Source organism: Brevibacillus formosus, from assembly GCF_003013405.1.
In the GTDB taxonomy this organism is placed as follows: Bacteria; Bacillota; Bacilli; order Brevibacillales; family Brevibacillaceae; genus Brevibacillus; species Brevibacillus formosus.
In genome coordinates this window covers 1-17,303 of the sequence record NZ_PXZL01000043.1, presented here as the reverse complement: position 1 = coordinate 17,303, position 17,303 = coordinate 1, and the positions used below count along the sequence as shown (strand labels likewise).

General features: G+C 47.5%; 15 protein-coding genes and 23 tRNA genes. 9 read left to right on the top strand and 29 right to left on the bottom strand.

What is annotated here, in order from left to right; all coding sequences use genetic code 11:
- Positions 1-194: 194 nt before the first annotated feature.
- From C7R91_RS28310 to dnaA, 29 genes are all read right to left on the bottom strand, one after another.
- Positions 195-279: transfer RNA gene (locus tag C7R91_RS28310), tRNA-Leu, on the bottom strand.
- A gap of 8 nt (positions 280-287) precedes the next feature.
- Positions 288-361, bottom strand: a tRNA-Arg gene (locus C7R91_RS28305).
- Positions 362-381: 20 nt separating this feature from the next.
- Positions 382-457, bottom strand: a tRNA-His gene (locus tag C7R91_RS28300).
- A 30-nt stretch (positions 458-487) separates the two neighbouring features.
- Positions 488-561 (bottom strand) — tRNA-Trp (locus C7R91_RS28295).
- 1 nt (position 562) lies between these two features.
- Positions 563-639: transfer RNA gene (locus C7R91_RS28290), tRNA-Met, on the bottom strand.
- Between the two features lie 24 nt (positions 640-663).
- Positions 664-752, bottom strand: a tRNA-Ser gene (locus C7R91_RS28285).
- A 9-nt stretch (positions 753-761) separates the two neighbouring features.
- Positions 762-835, bottom strand: a tRNA-Gly gene (locus tag C7R91_RS28280).
- A 7-nt stretch (positions 836-842) separates the two neighbouring features.
- Positions 843-924, bottom strand: a tRNA-Leu gene (locus tag C7R91_RS28275).
- A gap of 17 nt (positions 925-941) precedes the next feature.
- Positions 942-1,018: transfer RNA gene (locus C7R91_RS28270), tRNA-Pro, on the bottom strand.
- A 32-nt stretch (positions 1,019-1,050) separates the two neighbouring features.
- Positions 1,051-1,124 (bottom strand) — tRNA-Arg (locus tag C7R91_RS28265).
- A 6-nt stretch (positions 1,125-1,130) separates the two neighbouring features.
- Positions 1,131-1,206, bottom strand: a tRNA-Gly gene (locus C7R91_RS28260).
- Between the two features lie 18 nt (positions 1,207-1,224).
- Positions 1,225-1,311, bottom strand: a tRNA-Leu gene (locus C7R91_RS28255).
- A 32-nt stretch (positions 1,312-1,343) separates the two neighbouring features.
- Positions 1,344-1,419, bottom strand: a tRNA-Lys gene (locus tag C7R91_RS28250).
- Positions 1,420-1,427: 8 nt separating this feature from the next.
- A tRNA-Gln gene (locus tag C7R91_RS28245) sits at positions 1,428-1,502 on the bottom strand.
- Between the two features lie 18 nt (positions 1,503-1,520).
- Positions 1,521-1,605: transfer RNA gene (locus tag C7R91_RS28240), tRNA-Tyr, on the bottom strand.
- Between the two features lie 47 nt (positions 1,606-1,652).
- Positions 1,653-1,728: transfer RNA gene (locus tag C7R91_RS28235), tRNA-Thr, on the bottom strand.
- A gap of 14 nt (positions 1,729-1,742) precedes the next feature.
- Positions 1,743-1,818: transfer RNA gene (locus C7R91_RS28230), tRNA-Phe, on the bottom strand.
- 35 nt (positions 1,819-1,853) lie between these two features.
- A tRNA-Asp gene (locus C7R91_RS28225) sits at positions 1,854-1,930 on the bottom strand.
- Between the two features lie 25 nt (positions 1,931-1,955).
- Positions 1,956-2,031: transfer RNA gene (locus tag C7R91_RS28220), tRNA-Val, on the bottom strand.
- Between the two features lie 40 nt (positions 2,032-2,071).
- Positions 2,072-2,145: transfer RNA gene (locus C7R91_RS28215), tRNA-Glu, on the bottom strand.
- A 7-nt stretch (positions 2,146-2,152) separates the two neighbouring features.
- Positions 2,153-2,228, bottom strand: a tRNA-Asn gene (locus tag C7R91_RS28210).
- 17 nt (positions 2,229-2,245) lie between these two features.
- Positions 2,246-2,321: transfer RNA gene (locus tag C7R91_RS28205), tRNA-Ala, on the bottom strand.
- Between the two features lie 44 nt (positions 2,322-2,365).
- A tRNA-Ile gene (locus C7R91_RS28200) sits at positions 2,366-2,442 on the bottom strand.
- A gap of 217 nt (positions 2,443-2,659) precedes the next feature.
- A complete protein-coding gene (gene gyrB / locus C7R91_RS28195) occupies positions 2,660-4,585 on the bottom strand; it encodes a DNA topoisomerase (ATP-hydrolyzing) subunit B (RefSeq protein WP_047070300.1) in 1,926 nt (641 codons plus the stop codon).
- Positions 4,585-4,872 (bottom strand): extracellular matrix regulator RemB, encoded by a 288-nt coding sequence (gene remB / locus C7R91_RS28190; protein ID WP_007720118.1) that lies wholly within the window; start codon positions 4,870-4,872, stop codon positions 4,585-4,587. The genes gyrB and remB overlap by 1 nt, the downstream gene beginning before the upstream one ends.
- Before the next feature lie 11 nt (positions 4,873-4,883).
- A complete protein-coding gene (gene recF, locus C7R91_RS28185; protein ID WP_047070299.1) occupies positions 4,884-6,002 on the bottom strand; it encodes a DNA replication/repair protein RecF in 1,119 nt (372 codons plus the stop codon).
- A gap of 16 nt (positions 6,003-6,018) precedes the next feature.
- Positions 6,019-6,234, bottom strand: coding sequence for a S4 domain-containing protein YaaA (gene yaaA, locus C7R91_RS28180; RefSeq protein WP_012683786.1), 216 nt, complete (start codon positions 6,232-6,234; stop codon positions 6,019-6,021).
- Positions 6,235-6,266: 32 nt separating this feature from the next.
- Positions 6,267-7,406 (bottom strand): DNA polymerase III subunit beta, encoded by a 1,140-nt coding sequence (gene dnaN, locus C7R91_RS28175; protein WP_047070298.1) that lies wholly within the window; start codon positions 7,404-7,406, stop codon positions 6,267-6,269.
- A gap of 207 nt (positions 7,407-7,613) precedes the next feature.
- Positions 7,614-8,999 (bottom strand): chromosomal replication initiator protein DnaA, encoded by a 1,386-nt coding sequence (gene dnaA / locus C7R91_RS28170; protein WP_106784234.1) that lies wholly within the window; start codon positions 8,997-8,999, stop codon positions 7,614-7,616.
- A gap of 560 nt (positions 9,000-9,559) precedes the next feature.
- Here dnaA and rpmH point away from each other — a divergent pair.
- The 9 genes from rpmH (at position 9,560) to rsmG (ending at position 17,255) form a co-directional block, all read left to right on the top strand.
- Positions 9,560-9,694, top strand: coding sequence for a 50S ribosomal protein L34 (gene rpmH / locus C7R91_RS28165; RefSeq protein WP_007720125.1), 135 nt, complete (start codon positions 9,560-9,562; stop codon positions 9,692-9,694).
- A gap of 162 nt (positions 9,695-9,856) precedes the next feature.
- Positions 9,857-10,828 (top strand): nucleotidyltransferase domain-containing protein, encoded by a 972-nt coding sequence (locus C7R91_RS28160; RefSeq protein WP_047070297.1) that lies wholly within the window; start codon positions 9,857-9,859, stop codon positions 10,826-10,828.
- 85 nt (positions 10,829-10,913) lie between these two features.
- Positions 10,914-11,294 (top strand): ribonuclease P protein component, encoded by a 381-nt coding sequence (rnpA, locus tag C7R91_RS28155; RefSeq protein ID WP_015894104.1) that lies wholly within the window; start codon positions 10,914-10,916, stop codon positions 11,292-11,294.
- Positions 11,295-11,298: 4 nt separating this feature from the next.
- On the top strand, positions 11,299-11,523 hold the full coding sequence (gene yidD, locus C7R91_RS28150) for a membrane protein insertion efficiency factor YidD (RefSeq protein WP_206767949.1): 225 nt from the start codon (positions 11,299-11,301) through the stop codon (positions 11,521-11,523).
- A gap of 39 nt (positions 11,524-11,562) precedes the next feature.
- Positions 11,563-12,321: a membrane protein insertase YidC gene (gene yidC, locus C7R91_RS28145; protein ID WP_047070296.1), complete on the top strand. Its 759-nt coding sequence runs from the start codon at positions 11,563-11,565 to the stop codon at positions 12,319-12,321.
- Positions 12,318-12,941, top strand: coding sequence for an RNA-binding cell elongation regulator Jag/EloR (gene jag / locus C7R91_RS28140; protein ID WP_047070295.1), 624 nt, complete (start codon positions 12,318-12,320; stop codon positions 12,939-12,941). The genes yidC and jag overlap by 4 nt, the downstream gene beginning before the upstream one ends.
- Before the next feature lie 294 nt (positions 12,942-13,235).
- Complete coding sequence (gene mnmE / locus C7R91_RS28135) at positions 13,236-14,612, top strand: tRNA uridine-5-carboxymethylaminomethyl(34) synthesis GTPase MnmE (protein ID WP_047070294.1); 1,377 nt, start codon at positions 13,236-13,238, stop codon at positions 14,610-14,612.
- Positions 14,613-14,628: 16 nt separating this feature from the next.
- Positions 14,629-16,527 (top strand): tRNA uridine-5-carboxymethylaminomethyl(34) synthesis enzyme MnmG, encoded by a 1,899-nt coding sequence (gene mnmG, locus C7R91_RS28130; RefSeq protein ID WP_047070293.1) that lies wholly within the window; start codon positions 14,629-14,631, stop codon positions 16,525-16,527.
- An 11-nt stretch (positions 16,528-16,538) separates the two neighbouring features.
- Positions 16,539-17,255, top strand: coding sequence for a 16S rRNA (guanine(527)-N(7))-methyltransferase RsmG (rsmG, locus tag C7R91_RS28125; protein ID WP_047070292.1), 717 nt, complete (start codon positions 16,539-16,541; stop codon positions 17,253-17,255).
- Positions 17,256-17,303: the final 48 nt, after the last annotated feature.

The following is a 17,303-nucleotide window of genomic DNA, read 5'->3' as shown; positions in this document are numbered from 1 at the left end:
GTTTTCAAAGAGCATTTCGCACTGTAATCAGTGCAGATCTTTAATCTATCACATCTAACTTTCAAAGTCAACAACTTTTTTGAGTTTTATGTGATTTGTTCTACTCTATTAAACTTATGTGTTTCGTGAGTAGATTCATAATATAACACATTACTTTTCATTATTCAAGAGTTTTTTAAATCTCATTGAAATAATGGTGCGGTCGGCGAGACTCGAACTCGCACGGGTCGCCCCGCCACCCCCTCAAGATGGTGTGTCTGCCAATTCCACCACGACCGCATGTAAAACGTCTCAGGAGAGGTTCGAACTCCCGACCGTCCGCTTAGAAGGCGGATGCTCTATCCAGCTGAGCTACTGAGACATATTGTAGTTATAAAAAAATGGGGCGATCGATGGGACTTGAACCCACGAGTGCCGGAGCCACAATCCGGTGCGTTAACCCCTTCGCCACGACCGCCATAATGTATGCGTTTTTAAAAATGTTCCTTGGCAGGGGCAGTAGGAATCGAACCCACACCAAAGGTTTTGGAGACCTTCGTTCTACCGTTAAACTATGCCCCTATGGTAGCGGTGGAGGGGATCGAACCCCCGACCTTTCGGGTATGAACCGAACGCTCTAGCCATCTGAGCTACGCCGCCATAATTATACGCAATAAAAAGAAGTGGCGGAGGGAGAGGGATTCGAACCCCCGTGAGCTTGCACTCTAACGGTTTTCAAGACCGCCCCGTTATGACCACTTCGGTATCCCTCCGCAAAAATATGGAGCGGGTGATGGGAATCGAACCCACGCGACCAGCTTGGAAGGCTGGAGTTCTACCATTGAACTACACCCGCTTGAATATGGTGCCGGTGAAGGGACTTGAACCCCCACGGTTTCCCTCACGATTTTGAGTCGCGCGCGTCTGCCATTCCGCCACACCGGCATATTCATTTTGAAACATGGTCGGGAAGACAGGATTCGAACCTGCGACCCCTTGGTCCCAAGCCAAGTACTCTACCAAGCTGAGCTACTTCCCGATTATAGTTCTTCATTTTTTTAGATGAAGATGCGTGCCCTGAGAGATTCGAACTCCCGACCTTTTGATTCGTAGTCAAACGCTCTATCCAGCTGAGCTAAGGGCACATGTTATGGAGCGGACGAAGGGTCTCGAACCCTCGACCTTCGCCTTGGCAAGGCGACGCTCTACCAATTGAGCTACGTCCGCATGCTACTTTGCTGTTAATGGTGCGGTCGAGAGGACTTGAACCTCCACGGTGTTGCCACCACTAGAACCTGAATCTAGCGCGTCTGCCAATTCCGCCACGACCGCATATAAAATTCAATCTCTCGCTTTTAAAAAACTGGTGAGCCATGAAGGACTCGAACCTTCGACCCTCTGATTAAAAGTCAGATGCTCTACCAACTGAGCTAATGGCTCTCGAAAAATGGCTGGGGTACTAGGATTTGAACCTAGGAATGACGGAGTCAAAGTCCGTTGCCTTACCGCTTGGCTATACCCCAATAGCCATGAAGTAAAGATGGTGGGGAGAGACGGATTCGAACCGCCGAACCCGGAGGGAGCAGATTTACAGTCTGCCGTGTTTAGCCACTTCACTATCTCCCCAAGCTTGTCCTTCAAAAGCAAACCTTATTCAACTTTTAAAGAAAAAGTGGTGCCGGCAATAGGACTTGAACCCACAACCCCCTGATTACAAGTCAGGTGCTCTACCAATTGAGCTATACCGGCGTGTTTTGTATAAATGGTGGCTCGGGACGGAATCGAACCGCCGACACGAGGATTTTCAGTCCTCTGCTCTACCGACTGAGCTACCGAGCCTCAAGCGTAATTATTTCGCCATCGCTTGAGAAAAATGGCGGAGCTGACGGGACTCGAACCCGCGACCTCCGGTGTGACAGACCGGCGTGAACTCCAACTTCACCACAGCTCCATGTAAAACATTCAGTTGTTAAAAGTGGTGGAGGCTGACGGGATCGAACCGCCGACCCTCTGCTTGTAAGGCAGATGCTCTCCCAGCTGAGCTAAGCCTCCACATTCCCCCGCTATTTCATTAGCGGAGCGTTTTGCTAGGTGACCCGTAGGGGATTCGAACCCCTGAATGACAGCGTGAAAGGCTGCTGTGTTAAACCGCTTCACCAACGGGCCATTTGAATGGCTCCTCGGGACGGACTCGAACCGCCGACCGATCGGTTAACAGCCGATTGCTCTACCAACTGAGCTACCGAGGAATAATGATGTTTTAGAATGGTGGAGCTGAACGGGATCGAACCGATGACCTCCTGCTTGCAAGGCAGGCGCTCTCCCAACTGAGCTACAGCCCCATTCTAACGCTTCCGTGACAAAGTCGTCATGTCAGCTATGTAAGTGGTGGGCCTAGGCTGACTCGAACAGCCGACCTCACGCTTATCAGGCGTGCGCTCTAACCAACTGAGCTATAGGCCCGTGATTACTTCCGGAACTTTAATCTATCACACTTTTAAATTCATTGCAATAGAAAATTTGATTTTTTTTATTGCGTGGGTGAACTTTTTTGTGAAAGACGCTTTTAACAAAAGCAAAATCTATTATAAGTCATGTTCACTGTATATTTCAAATGTGTTTTTAAATTTTCATTAAGAAAAAGCTTGCCCGGTAAAGGACAAGCTTTTCTTCGTTCCCATTAAATATCAAGATCGCGTACATTTGCTGCGTATTGCTCAATAAACTCCCTGCGAGGCTCTACTTCGTCACCCATCAGTGTCTCAAACACCATATCGGCATCCATAGCATCCTCGAGATCTACCTGAAGCAACGTACGGACTTCTGGGTCCATTGTAGTCTCCCACAATTGATCCGCGTTCATCTCGCCAAGTCCTTTATAGCGTTGGACGTTTGGCTTTGGTTGAGCCTTCAAGGTAGCGAGAACCTCATCACGCTGCTTGTCGGTATAAGCATAATGCAGCGTCTTCCCTTGCTTAATGCTGTAGAGAGGCGGCTGCGCAATATAAATATACCCCGCTTCAATCAACTGTTTCATGTAACGGAAGAAGAACGTCAGCAGAAGCGTACGAATATGCGATCCGTCAACGTCGGCGTCCGTCATAATGACAACTTTGTGGTAACGTGCCTTTGAAATATCAAAGTCTTCTCCAACACCCGTTCCCAAAGCCGTAATAATGGCACGGATCTCGTTGTTGCCGAGAATTTTGTCCAGACGTGCTTTTTCTACGTTCAATACCTTCCCGCGAAGAGGAAGAATAGCTTGGAAATGACGATCGCGTCCCATCTTCGCAGAACCGCCCGCAGAGTCACCCTCTACAATGAACAATTCAGATTCGGATGCATCCTTGGAAGAGCAGTCCGCCAATTTACCCGGCAAAGCACTTACTTCCAGCGCACTCTTGCGACGGGTCATTTCACGTGCTTTACGAGCTGCCTCACGGGCACGAGATGCCATGAGCGCTTTTTCCACAACTTTTTTGGCTACGCCCGGGTTTTCTTCCATAAAGGTGTTGAAACGGTCACCGAAGACAGACTCAGTAATGCTACGCGCTTCCGAGTTGCCCAGCTTCGTTTTTGTTTGTCCTTCAAATTGAGGCTCTTGAATTTTTACGGAGATAATCGCGGTAATGCCTTCACGCACATCGTCCCCGGAAAGATTCGGATCCTTTTCCTTCAGGAAGTTAAACTTGCGGCTGTAGTCGTTGATAACACGAGTAAGAGCCGTTTTAAATCCGGTCTCGTGAGTACCACCCTCATGTGTGTTGATGTTATTGGCAAAAGAGTAGATGTTGCTCACATAGCTGTCGTTGTACTGAAGGGCAACCTCCACGACAAGACCTTCTTTTTCTCCTTCGCAATAAATCACATCATCATGCAGGGCTTCCCGGTTTTTATTCAAGTACTCTACGAACTGGATGATACCACCCTCGTAGTGGAAGGATTCTTCCTTCTGCTGATCTGGACGTGTATCCTTCAGCGTGATGCGCAATCCTTTGTTTAGGAACGCCAGCTCGCGAATACGTTTTTGCAAAATATCGTACTCAAATACAGTTGTTTCGGTAAAAATAGTCGGGTCGGGCTTGAAGGTTACTTTTGTTCCCGTTTCATCGGTCTCGCCTACGACAGCAAGATCGGCATCCGGTGCGCCTACCGTGAAGCGCATGTAGTATATCTGGTTATTTTGTTTAACCTCGACTTCCATCCATTCGGATAGCGCGTTCACTACTGAGCTACCTACCCCGTGAAGACCGCCGGACACTTTGTATCCGCCACCGCCGAATTTACCACCGGCGTGCAATACAGTCAAAACGGTTTCAACAGTAGACTTCCCGGTCTTTTCATGAATGCCAGTCGGGATTCCTCGACCATTATCGGTTACAGATACGGAGTTGTCTGGATGAATGACCACCAAGATCTCGTCGCAATAACCGGCCAGTGCCTCGTCAATGGCATTGTCGACAATCTCCCATACCAGGTGATGCAAACCTCGGCTGCTGGTCGACCCGATGTACATGCCGGGACGTTTCCGAACTGCCTCTAACCCTTCCAGTACCTGAATCTGACTCGCATCGTAGTTTGTATCTTTCGTCGTCACTTGATCCACTACTCTGTCAACTCCTCCACTTCAGCTTGTACAAAGGGAAACTGATCCAAGCTGTCCACGAACTGAGCGCGTCGCTTCAGCGTCAGAGAAGAAATAGGTGAACAGTAAATGGCGTTCTGGGTGATTACATAAGACTTCGTTTCTTCCTCGCTATGGTCAACAACTGTCTTACTTTTTTCGAGCAAGAACGCTTTATTGATTTTTGAGGATTTCACAGTCTGATGATCAAGAATGGAAATAACTTCCTTCGTGCTCACCACAGTATCTCCACCAATGTGAATAAACATCCCTGTACCCCCTACCTTTCTCCGGAGATTTTCCCTTCCCTCACGTAAAAACGAGAGGCTTGCTGGAGAACCTGATGCTTTAAGCCTTCCACACCTGTGGTACTTACAAACGTCTGTACTCGATCCTGAATGGTTTCGAGCAGCAATGTTTGCCGATGTTCATCCAACTCTGACAAGACATCATCCAACAACAGAACGGGGTATTCTCCCACTTCTTCTTTAATCAGCTCAATTTCGGCTAATTTAATGGACAGCGCACTGGTGCGTTGCTGTCCCTGGGAACCATACGTTTGCACATCCATGTTGTTCACTTTAAGTGAAAAATCATCACGGTGTGGACCAATCAGGGTGCTCCCCCGCATGATTTCCCGGTCGCGAACCTCTTCGTAGGCAGCAAGCATTTTATCTACAGCCTGATCTATCGTCATCTCTTCTGAAACGGGCGATGAGTTAACGTAATGCAAAGAAAGTCTTTCCCTGCCATCGGTAATGCCGGTGTGGATTTCCTGTGCCCACGTCTCCAGCTTCCGAATGAACTCAAAACGCTTCCGTAACAATTTTACCGCTAAATCGGCTAATTGGGTATTCCAAATTGCCAGCATTTCCAGCGAGTTACTTTTTTTCATGGCCAAATCCTTTAAAAGCTGATTTCGCTGGGCCAGCACTTTGTTGTAATTGCTCAAATAATAAAGATACGTAGGTGAAACCTGACCGATTTCCATATCGATGAAGCGTCTGCGCTGGGCAGGTGCGCCTTTGACAATAGAAAGGTCCTCGGGTGCAAACATGACGACATTCAATGCCCCCACATAGGCACTCAGCTTCTGCTGTTCCATTCCGTTGATTTTGGCCCGCTTTCCCTTGGTTGTCAACTGCAGCTCTAAACGAACAGAACCGTAGCGACGAAGAACATCGCTACGGATCGTGGCATAATCGGCATCCCAAGAAATTAGCTCCTTGTCACGGGGCGTTCGGTGGGATTTGGCGAGTGCCAAAACATAGATCGATTCAAGAGCATTCGTTTTCCCTTGAGCGTTGTTGCCAATAAACAACTGAATGGGACCGTCAAACGACAGGGACATCGTTTCGTAGTTGCGATAATTGGTTAGCGACAGGTTCTTGAGAAACAAGAATCACGCTCTCCTCTCAGGGGCGTACCACTTGATAGCGACCATAGCCTTCAATCGCCACTTCATCGCCAGGATATAGCTTGCGTCCACGTCTGTTGTCCAGTTCTCCATTGATCTGGATCGGAACCTCAGCCAAAAAAGCTTTGGCCATTCCCCCCGTGTCAATGATTTCAGCCAGCTTCAAAAATTGACCGAGAGCAATATAGTCTGTGCTAATGGAAACCTCACGCATGGCTTGGCTCCTTTCTTTTACGTAAAAACTTTTTAGTACGTACGAACTGGCAAAATCAGATGGAGCATCCAGTCATGATCGGTCGGACGAATCACAAATGGACTCATCGGGCCGCTAAAGCTCGCTTTGATTTCCGCGCTATCGATTGCACGCAGCGCATCGATCATGTATTTGGCGTTGAAGGAGATTTTCAATTCTTCGCCATTCATTGCTTTTGGCATCAAAATGTCCGTTACTTTCCCGATCTCCGGTGCATTGGACGTAATTTCGACGGTTCCATCAGGCATCGTAACGAGCTTGACTACGTTCGATTTGCCTTCGCGGCTCAACAAGGAAGCGCGCTCGATGGATTGCAAAAACTCCTTGGTGCTGACGGTGATCTCCGTTTTGCTTCCTTGTGGAATAATTCTGGTCGTGTCCGGATAGGTTCCTTCCAAGAGACGGGAATAGAACAGGATATGCTTGGACTTCACCAGGATTTGATTGTCAGCAACAACGATATCCGCGAGATTTTGGTCGTCATCTAATATCTTTACCAATTCATTGCAGCTTTTACCCGGAACAACCACGTTGTGGAAAGAAAGATCCTCTGGGCATTCGACCATTGCGGTACGACTAGCCAAGCGATGGCTGTCGGTTGCCACAAAACGCAATTTGCCTTGATCCAGCGACCACATTAAACCGGTCAAGATCGGACGCATTTCGGAAGTGGAAACACCAAAAACAGTCTGGCGAATCATTGCTTTCAGTAAATCACAGGGAACACTGAAGACTTTATCTTCTTCCAGATGCGGCAGCTGTGGATATTCGCTGGCATCCATTCCGTTAATGGTGAACTCAGCTTGTCCGGAACGAATTTTGGTTACGAGACGATCATCCACTTGAATATCGATTTCATTGCTTGGCAGCTTGCGGACGATTTCGCTGAAAATACGTGCAGTCAACACAATGCTACCAGGTTGATGAACGGTTACTCCCCATTCTCCGGCTTCCTCCAGCGGGATCTGAACTTCAATAGACACATCAGAATCGCTTGCTGTCAGTGTCAGACCTTCATCATCCGTTTTGATTTTAATCCCGGTCAAAATTGGAATCGTAGTTCTGCTAGAAACTGCTTTGCTAACATGCGATACGGCGTTCGACAGTTTTTCACGCTGAACGGTAATATGCATCGACGTGAGCCTCCCTCTCCGGCGCCATTATTTTTGGTTGGAATCTGCATAATGGCTGCGCCTTTATCATAACTTATTAGGATAAATCTTTTTAACAGAAGTAGTAATAGGGCCTGTGGATTTGTGGATATGTGGGTCCATTACGTAAAAGAGAGCCTATACACATGTGGGTAAGTTGTGTATAGGCTTTTTGCGTTATGCACAGGTTTAATGGTTTGCTTTTAACTTTTCAATGAGCGACTGAATAGTTGTCTGCATATGAGGGTCATTTGCCAGCGCACGAGAGATTTTCTCATGGGCATGGATGACTGTCGTATGGTCACGGCCGCCAAATTCATCACCGATTTTCGGCAAGGAGGCATCCGTCAGCTCTCTGGAGAGATACATCGCAATCTGACGGGGGAAAGCGACGGTTTTTGTCCGTTTTTTCGCCTTGAAATCTTCTAGTTTCAGGCTGAACGCTTCTCCAACCGTTCGTTGGATGTCCATAATGGTAATCACGCGTGGGCGGGAGGAAGGAATAATGTCTTTCAGTGCTTCCGCTGCCAGCTGCGTGTCGATATCGCGATTTATCAAGGAGGAGTAAGCAACGACACGAATCAGTGCGCCTTCCAGCTCGCGGATGTTGCTGTCGATCTGGTTGGCAATGTACGCCATTACCTCATTAGGGATATCGAGATTTTCTGCTTTCGCCTTTTTGCGCAAAATCGCAATCCGCGTTTCGAGGTCTGGCGGCTGAATATCAGTAATCAGTCCCCATTCGAAGCGTGAGCGGAGGCGATCCTCCAGAGTCGGGATCTCCTTAGGAGGTCGATCGGAGGAGATAATGATTTGTTTGCTTTCTTCATGCAAGGCATTGAATGTATGAAAAAACTCTTCTTGTGTCGATTCTTTGCCTGCCAAAAACTGAATGTCATCAATTAAAAGAACGTCAACACTCCGGTATTTATTGCGGAATTCGACGGCTTTGTTGTCACGAATAGAGTTGATGAATTCATTGGTAAATTTCTCAGACGACAAATAGACCACTTTCGCCGATGGATTGTGCTGAATGACATAATGGCCAATTGCATGCATTAAGTGGGTTTTGCCAAGTCCGACTCCTCCGTAAATGAAGAGGGGATTGTAAGCTTTTGCAGGAGCTTCAGCAACCGCAAGCGATGCGGCGTGAGCGAATCGATTCCCTGAGCCGATGACAAACGTGTCAAAGGTGTATTTGGGATTTAAGATACTGGGTGGCTGGTCATCCGCGACTGTTGGCGGTTCGCTCATTTTCACCCGTGGGGCAGGTTGTTCGTCGGCAAAAGCCGCATCAGGATTTTGCATCGCGACGAACTTTACTTTCATATTGATACCCGTCACTTCATATAGTGTATCGGTAATCAGTTGTGCGTACCTGGTTTCTAGCCAATCACGAGCAAAGTCGTTTGGTGCGACGACGATCAGTGCATCCTCTTCTAAGGTAGTTGCCTTTGTCGCCTTCAGCCAGGTATCAAAACTGGGTTTGCTTAGCGATTTTTCTATCTTGGCGAGTACTTTGCGCCATAGTTCGCTAATCGCTGCATCCAACCAGAATCCCTCCCTCTGGGCCATCCGAAAAATTGATGAAGCACCGATCCATTATGATCGAGAAAAAGTGCAAAAACCTACTATGTTGTGACCTAATTGTCAACACAGCCGCTTAGCGCGACTGTGGATAAAAAAAGTCGAAATATAGGGATTCCGCTCATAGAAGTGAAAAAAAGCAGACGGTTATCCTCAATCCTGTGAGTAACGACATACACATAGGAAAGAATCTGTCCACAAACTTATCCACACCCTGTGGAAAAACCGATTCACGTATCGGAGTTATTCACGCTTCAAAACAAAAACATAATAACAGATATAAAGCGTGGTATCAATGGTTTTTTCATACTTATCCACAAACACAACTTCTGGTACCGGCCACATATTCACATCCCTATATTTTGTGTACAAGCTGTAGATAAACTTGTCGAAATCTGTTTTTGTGGATAAAATGATATCCACAGACCCGGGAAATAGTTTTATGGGGATATTTGCCTTGGTAATGAAATTCCACTGTTGCTTGACTTTTTAGGCATATGTTCTTATAATGCAAAAGAATGTCTTTGCAAGACGGAGGTGTATACGTAATGAAACCATCTTTCAATCCTAACAACCGCAAGCGCAAAAAGGATCATGGATTCCGTAAGCGCATGAGCACAAAAAATGGCCGTAAAATTTTGGCTGCTCGTCGTCAAAGAGGTAGAAAAGTTCTTTCCGCTTAGGCCACACTTTCAGTGGCCTTTTTGTTTGCCTACATATGTCTGAAAATTCTTTGTTCTCATAAAAAGAGGAAGGCTTTCTCCGATGTGGAAACCTTTTGAGGGATAATCGTTACCTAGCTACCGAAAATGTTACTATTTATAGATGAGACAGGAGGAGGCGGGATGGATCAAAGCAAGGATGTAACCAACTTTTTTGTATCGTTGGCTCGCGAGTTTCTTGATGAATGTCCTATAGCCAACTTGGTATGTGCCTATGCTGGTGGATCTGTCGGGAGGGGAGAAGCTGACGCTTACAGCGACCTCGATTTACACATCTTTGTGGAGGGAGAAGTTGATCCTTCCTGTGAAAATCGTCTGTTCAGAGGGCATGTGATCCAGCTGCAGGTTCAATCTGCTCCTACGGATGAAGAAGTATACGAGAATCCGTGGGCATGGCGTTACTTAAAGGAAGCGAAGATTATTCTAGACCCAGAGGATCGGTTCACTTCCTGGATGAACGACATGCGTGCCTATATGGATTCTCCGGCTGGAAAAGCGAAAATGTTCGCAAAGGCAAAAGCAGAGGTAGATTCGTTCCACGAAGGGGCGCAGGCTGCCTTAATGGAAGGCTTTCCTTACTCTGCTTATTTGGCTGCATGGGCCGGATGGATCGGGGCGCTACAAATGAGTGCCGTCTTCCAGGGACATTCATTGAGTGATGCACAGTTGTATCAGCTGGTACAGAAAGCAGGGCGTTCAGAAGGTACGGATAGCTTTTTTCAGGAGACATACCGGAGTAATCAGGATGTACAGGATGCACTTATGCTATTGGCGGACTATCGGGCTCATCTACGGTTAATAAATGAGGGGATCGAGTTTTCGCTGGGGGCTGAAAATGATTGGTTAGTAAAGAGGAAGGTTCAGAGATTGCAGGAGAGAAATCAGCTAGATATGGCCGGGTTTTTATTATTTTCAGAGACGATCTGGTTATATCATAGTGTAGGTTCTGATGAATGGCTGGAGGATCATTGGGCGGATCTGCCTGCCGAGCTTTCCTTGTCCCTTCAAAAACTGGGCTTTTTCCAAGCGGATGGGCAATTGCTCGCTCATTTGCGTCATGCCAGTGCAGAAATCATCGCGGAAATTGGCTGTTAGGGGAAAAAAGTGGACGAAACAAGGATATACTGGTAGATGCTGTTTACGTTTTCTACTATAATTGTGATGTTAGGGGTTGTTTACCTTGCATCGTTCACACCGGCTCAAAAAAAATGAGCAATTCCAAGCTGTGTTTCAACGAGGAAGTTCTGCTGCTAATAAGCAGTTTGTCTTGTATTCAGCAAAGCAAGAGGGACAAGCGGCTTTTCGTGCTGGAATTTCCGTCAGTAAAAAAATTGGCAATGCTGTTGTCCGCAATAGAGTCAAGCGGCTTATACGCGAAGCAGTAGCTCGAATGGAGTCTGATATTCCAGTCGGTCTCGATCTCGTCATCATCGCCCGTCCGGGTGTGGAAGCGATGACGCTTGAAGCCATTGAGCAATCTCTGTTACATGTGATGAAGCGAGCCAAAGTGATCAAACAGGCACCCGTACATAATGGAAAAAGAGATGGAAAAAGAGGGTGAAACAATGATGGTGAAGATCATGGTTGGGTTGATTCGGGGATACCAACTGATGATTTCTCCGTATAAACCACCTTCATGCAGATTCGCGCCCACCTGCTCCCATTACGCCATTGAGTCGATTCGCCGATTTGGAGCGTGGAGGGGAGGCTGGTTGGCCCTTCGTCGCATCTTGAAATGCCATCCGTTCCACCCGGGCGGGTATGATCCAGTCCCGGATCAGCACAAATAAGATTACCTCATATTGAAGCGGGGAAAAGGAGGATCACCCTTGAGTAGACGTACACTCAGCATTCTTATGCTGACTATGCTGGTTCTAGTTTTGTCGGGCTGTAACCCCCAAGCTGCAGCACCAATTGGCCCTGACGCAACCGGCATTTGGGACAAGTATTTTGTCTATCCACTGTCCTGGCTAATTAAAGAGAGCGCATTGATACTCGGAAACAACTACGGTCTGGGTATCCTGGTTGCAACGATCATCATTCGAATCATTGTGCTTCCACTGATGGTCAAGCAAATCAAGAGCTCCAAGAAAATGCAAGAGATTCAACCGGAGATGCAAAAAATCCGTGACAAACACAAAAATGATCCACAAAAAGCGCAAATGGAAACAATGGCTTTGTTCCAGAAGAGCGGTGTCAATCCGTTGGCTGGATGCTTGCCAATGTTGGTGCAAATGCCGATTTTGATCGCGTTCTATCATGCGATTATCCGTACGACCGAGATTAACTCGCAAACGTTCTTGTGGTTGACGTTGGGAGAAAAAGACCCGTACTACATTTTGCCGATTGTTGCGGCGATTACGACGTACCTGCAGTCCAAGATGATGGGTCAGGCAACTCAAGGCAATCCACAAATGCAAATGATGATCATCATGATGCCGCTGATGATTTTGGCGATTGCCGTCACATTGCCATCAGCGCTGTCTCTGTACTGGGTATACGGTAACCTGTTTACCATTGTACAAACTTACTTCCTGTATCGTGATAAAGGAAATATGCCTACTCCTAAGGGGGGAGCCTCCAAGTGAAAAAGGTGGTAGCTACGGCAAAAACGATCGACGATGCTGTGCAAAAAGCTTTGCTGGAATTGGGAGTGCCGCGTGAGCGGGCAACGATCCAAGTTCTAGAGGAACCAAGCAGAGGATTGTTTGGACTGATTGGGGCAAAGGACGCTAAAGTGCAAGTAGAATTTCACTTTGATCCGGTTGCACAGGGACGTGACTTTCTTCAAGACGTTTTGTCGAACATGAAGGTGAATGCCAAAGTGGAGACGCGTACAAATGAAGAGGGCATGCTGTTTGACATTCAGGGAACCAATCTGGGAATCATTATTGGCCGCAGGGGACAAACTCTTGATTCATTACAGTATCTCGTAAACGTCGTAGCGAACCGTCATGCGGACAAACATATACGTATCACTCTGGATGCCGAAAATTACAGGCTGCGTCGCAAGGAAACATTGGAGCAGCTCGCAGATCGTGTGGCGAAAAAAGCGTTATCGACCAAACGGGATGTACGTCTGGAACCAATGTCTGCTGCTGAACGGAAAGTAATCCACGCCTTCTTGCAAAAGAGAGCGGATGTGGTTACCTTCAGTGAAGGAGACGAGCCAAATCGTTATATCGTGATTGCACCGAAAGAAGCCTAGCGAGAGGCTTCTTTTTTTTGACTGAATGTAAATGAGCAAGCGACAATATTTTTAATAATCTCTTCAAAAAGTTGTCCACTGTGGATAATTGACCAAAAGGTTGAGGATTTGCGAAAATGATTATACTGTGGATAACCAAAATAGAGAGCAACCTTGGAGGATAGGGTTGCTTTTTCCTATTGGGTGTTAAGCTATATGGATGGCTGCACTTTCTTTTGGAATTTTTCTAGACGATCTGTTATGCTAGTAAGTTAGTGGCTGACTTGTAAGAGTGGAAAGCTTGAGGTGAACAGCATGAAATTCGATACAATAGCGGCGGTCGCAACACCAATGGGTGAAGGCGGTATTGCCGTGATCCGGGTAAGCGGTACGGAAGCGATCGAAGTTGTGGATAAGATATATAAAGGAAAGCAGCGGTTGTCCACTGTGGACAGCCATACGATCCATTATGGGCACTTGTATGAGCCAAACACAGGTGAACGAGTGGAAGAGGTGCTGGTTTCTGTAATGAAGGCTCCCCGTACATTTACGAGGGAGGATGTAGTGGAGGTTAACTGTCACGGAGGAATTGTTTCCGTTGAAAAGGTTCTGGAGTTAATCTTGGATAATGGAGCGAGATTGGCTGAGCCGGGTGAGTTCACGAAGCGTGCGTTCTTAAATGGACGTGTTGATTTGTCTCAGGCTGAGGCCGTCATTGATTTGATTCGGGCGAAGACAGACAGAGCGATGAAGGTCGCATTGAATCAAGTCGAAGGGAAGCTGTCTAGGCTCATTCGACAGCTGCGCCAAAACTTGATTGAAGCGATGGCCCATATAGAAGTGACACTGGATTATCCAGAGCATGACGTTGAGGAGTTTACACAAAATTTCTTGCGAGGAAAGTGCCTGGAGGTTAAAGGTGAGATCCAACGACTGTTGCAGACCGCACAGCAAGGAAAAATTTTGCGTGAAGGCTTGTCGACCGCGATTATTGGACGTCCGAATGTAGGGAAATCCTCTCTATTAAATAGTCTCGTCCAAGAGGAAAAGGCGATTGTGACTGACGTTGCGGGAACGACACGCGATGTCATCGAAGAGTATGTCAATGTGCGCGGGGTTCCTTTGCGACTCATCGATACCGCAGGAATTCGCGATACAGAGGACATCGTGGAGAAAATCGGGGTAGAGAAGTCCAGACAGCTGCTGCAAAAGGCTGACCTCGTGTTGCTCGTGATTAACTACAACGAGCCTCTCTCCGCTGATGACTACGCGATTTTTGAAGCGGCAAAAGGGTTCCATGTGATTGTGATTGTCAATAAATTCGACCTGCCGCAAAAAGTGGATTTGGAAGAGATCAAGCGTCATTTCCCTCAGCAGCCGTTGATTATGACGTCTGCGCGTGAGGAGACGGGGATCGATCTTTTGGAGCAGGCTATTGGGGAGATTTTCTTCAGTGGCCGCGTACAGCAGGATGACTTGACCTACGTAAGTAACGCTAGACATATTCAACTGCTTCGTCAGGCTGAACGAGCCATAGATGAAGCCCTGGGTGGAATCGATGATTTGATGCCAGTAGACATGATTCAGATCGACATTAAAAAGTCATGGGAGCTGCTTGGGGAAGTCATCGGAGAAAGCGTCGGCGAAGATTTGATTGACCAGATTTTCTCCCAGTTCTGTCTGGGTAAGTGATTAGGAGGGCAAAAAAATGAACGTTGTACCTGCATATGAAGCGGGCTCGTTTGACGTCATTGTCATTGGAGCGGGTCATGCCGGTGCGGAAGCGGCATTGGCGGCTGCACGTATGGGCTGTAGTACATTGCTGTTGACGATCAACCTGGATGCTGTGGCGTATATGCCATGTAATCCTTCCGTAGGTGGTCCGGCAAAAGGACACGTCGTACGCGAATTGGACGCGCTTGGTGGAGAGATGGGACGCAATACTGACAAAACCCATATCCAAATGCGTATGCTGAATACAGGGAAAGGACCGGCTGTGCATGCCTTGCGCGCACAGGCAGATAAATTTGCGTATCAGCATGAAATGAAGAAAACGATTGAAAATACTCCGAATCTGATCCTGCGTCAAGCGATGGTGGAAGAGCTGATCGTGAACGATGGAGTTTGTGAAGGGGTTATTACGCAAACAGGGGCGCGATACATGGCCAAATCCGTTGTATTGACGACCGGAACCTATTTGCGCGGAAAGATCATCCTCGGAGATCTCCAATATGAAAGTGGACCGAACAACATGCGTCCGTCCATTCGTCTGGCACATCATTTGAAGGAACTCGGTTTTGAAATGATACGTTTCAAGACGGGGACGCCACCACGTGTTCATAGCAGCAGTGTGGACTTCTCCAAAATGGAGATTCAGCCTGGTGATCCGGTACCGCGTGCCTTTTCTTATGAAACAACGGAATTTATTATGGACCAGCTTCCTTGCTGGCTGACATATACAAATGAAGAAACGCATGGACTCATCAATAGCAATCTGCATCGTGCCCCTATGTATTCGGGAATGATTGAAGGAACGGGCCCGCGTTATTGCCCTTCGATTGAGGATAAGGTAGTTCGTTTTAACGATAAGCCGCGTCATCAAATTTTCTTGGAGCCAGAAGGACGCAATACCGAAGAAATGTATGTACAAGGCTTGTCGACCAGCTTGCCAGAGGATGTTCAGCTTTCCATGCTGCGCTCTATGGCTGGAATGGAAGAAGTCAAAATGATGCGTCCTGGCTATGCCATTGAGTATGATTCGATCGTGCCGACGCAGCTCTGGCCTTCTTTGGAGACTAAAATCTTGCCTGGCTTGTTTACAGCAGGACAAATCAATGGTACCTCTGGCTATGAAGAAGCAGCAGGTCAAGGTCTCATGGCAGGGATTAACGCAGCACGCCGCGTGCAAGGGAAACCACCCGTTATTTTGGGACGAGAAGAGGCGTACATCGGTGTCTTGATTGACGACCTTGTTACGAAAGGAACGCATGAGCCTTATCGTTTGCTTACTTCTCGTGCAGAATATCGCTTGCTGCTGCGTCATGACAATGCGGACTTGCGCCTGACGGATATCGGTCATGAAATTGGTCTGATTAGCGAGGAGCGCTACCATCGATTTAACCAAAAACGCGCGCTGATTGAGCAAGAAAAAGAACGTGTGGCAAATACCCGCGTACGTCCTGAAATGGAACATGTCCAAGAGGTATTGCGCAACGCAGGCTCTCCTGAACTGACAGATGTCATCGAGCTGGCTCAATTGCTGCGTCGTCCGGAAATCAACTACAGCCATATTGCTCAAATGGTCCCTGCACCGGAAGCACTGCCAGAGGATGTGACTGAACAGGTTGAAATCCAGATAAAATACGATGGCTACATCAAAAAGTCTTTGCAACAAGTTGAGCGGATGAAAAAAATGGAGGAGCGCCGCATCCCAACGGATATTGATTACCACCAAATCTCCGGTTTGTCCAAGGAATCCCGCGACAATATGACCAAAATTCGTCCGTTGAACATCGGGCAGGCGGCTCGTATCGCAGGGGTTACTCCAGCAGACATTTCCGTGTTGATGGTATATTTGGAGTACAAACGCGTGGGAGTAGCCGAGTAAGGAGAAAAGCTATGACGAAAGAACAGTTTGCCGAGGTACTTGCAGCCCAGGGGATTTCTTTGACGGATCGTCAAAAGGAGCAATTTGATCATTTTTTCTGCCTGCTGGTGGAATGGAATGAGAAAATGAACCTGACCGGGATTACCGAAGAGGGGCAAGTGTACAACAAGCATTTTTATGATTCGATTACGCCGGCATTTTACTTCCCATTTGATCAGGTGCAATCAGTTGTGGATATCGGTGGGGGCGCAGGCTTTCCGAGTATTCCTTTAAAAATTTGCTTCCCACACCTGAAAATGACCATCATTGATTCCTTGAACAAGCGCATGAGCTTCTTGCAGCATGTAGCACAGGAACTTGGCCTGGAGAACGTGAATCCTGTACACGGGCGTGCTGAGGATCGTGGGCAAGAAGCGATTTATCGGGAGAAGTTTGACCTCGTAGTGGCACGGGCTGTTGCGAGACTCAATCTGTTGTCGGAGTTCTGCCTTCCCTTTGCCAAAGTCGGGGGACACTTCGTCGCTCTCAAGGGAGCGGAGATTACTCCGGAGCTTGCTGAAGCGAAAAAGGCAATCAAGACGCTCGGTGGAAAGACGAGAAAGGTCGAGACATTCCAGCTTCTAGAGGAAGCGGGAGAACGCAACATCGTCATCATGGAAAAAATAGAAGCGACGCCGAAAAGCTATCCGCGCAAGGCAGGAGTTCCTGCGAAAAAGCCGTTAGTGTAGGAGTCAGTTATAAGAGAGGGTCGTAGCCATGAAATGCACCCCTTAAAG

What these genes read in the sequence shown, in the direction of transcription:
- mnmE (WP_047070294.1), top strand. Translation starts at nt 13,236, where the DNA reads ATGAAATTCGATACAATAGCGGCGGTCGCAACACCAATGGGTGAAGGC.
- dnaN (WP_047070298.1), bottom strand. Translation starts at nt 7,406, where the DNA reads ATGCATATTACCGTTCAGCGTGAAAAACTGTCGAACGCCGTATCGCAT.
- yidD (WP_206767949.1), top strand. Translation starts at nt 11,299, where the DNA reads ATGATGGTGAAGATCATGGTTGGGTTGATTCGGGGATACCAACTGATG.
- rpmH (WP_007720125.1), top strand. Translation starts at nt 9,560, where the DNA reads ATGAAACCATCTTTCAATCCTAACAACCGCAAGCGCAAAAAGGATCAT.
- rsmG (WP_047070292.1), top strand. Translation starts at nt 16,539, where the DNA reads ATGACGAAAGAACAGTTTGCCGAGGTACTTGCAGCCCAGGGGATTTCT.
- dnaA (WP_106784234.1), bottom strand. Translation starts at nt 8,999, where the DNA reads ATGGCCCAGAGGGAGGGATTCTGGTTGGATGCAGCGATTAGCGAACTA.
- remB (WP_007720118.1), bottom strand. Translation starts at nt 4,872, where the DNA reads ATGTTTATTCACATTGGTGGAGATACTGTGGTGAGCACGAAGGAAGTT.
- C7R91_RS28160 (WP_047070297.1), top strand. Translation starts at nt 9,857, where the DNA reads ATGGATCAAAGCAAGGATGTAACCAACTTTTTTGTATCGTTGGCTCGC.
- mnmG (WP_047070293.1), top strand. Translation starts at nt 14,629, where the DNA reads ATGAACGTTGTACCTGCATATGAAGCGGGCTCGTTTGACGTCATTGTC.
- yaaA (WP_012683786.1), bottom strand. Translation starts at nt 6,234, where the DNA reads ATGCGTGAGGTTTCCATTAGCACAGACTATATTGCTCTCGGTCAATTT.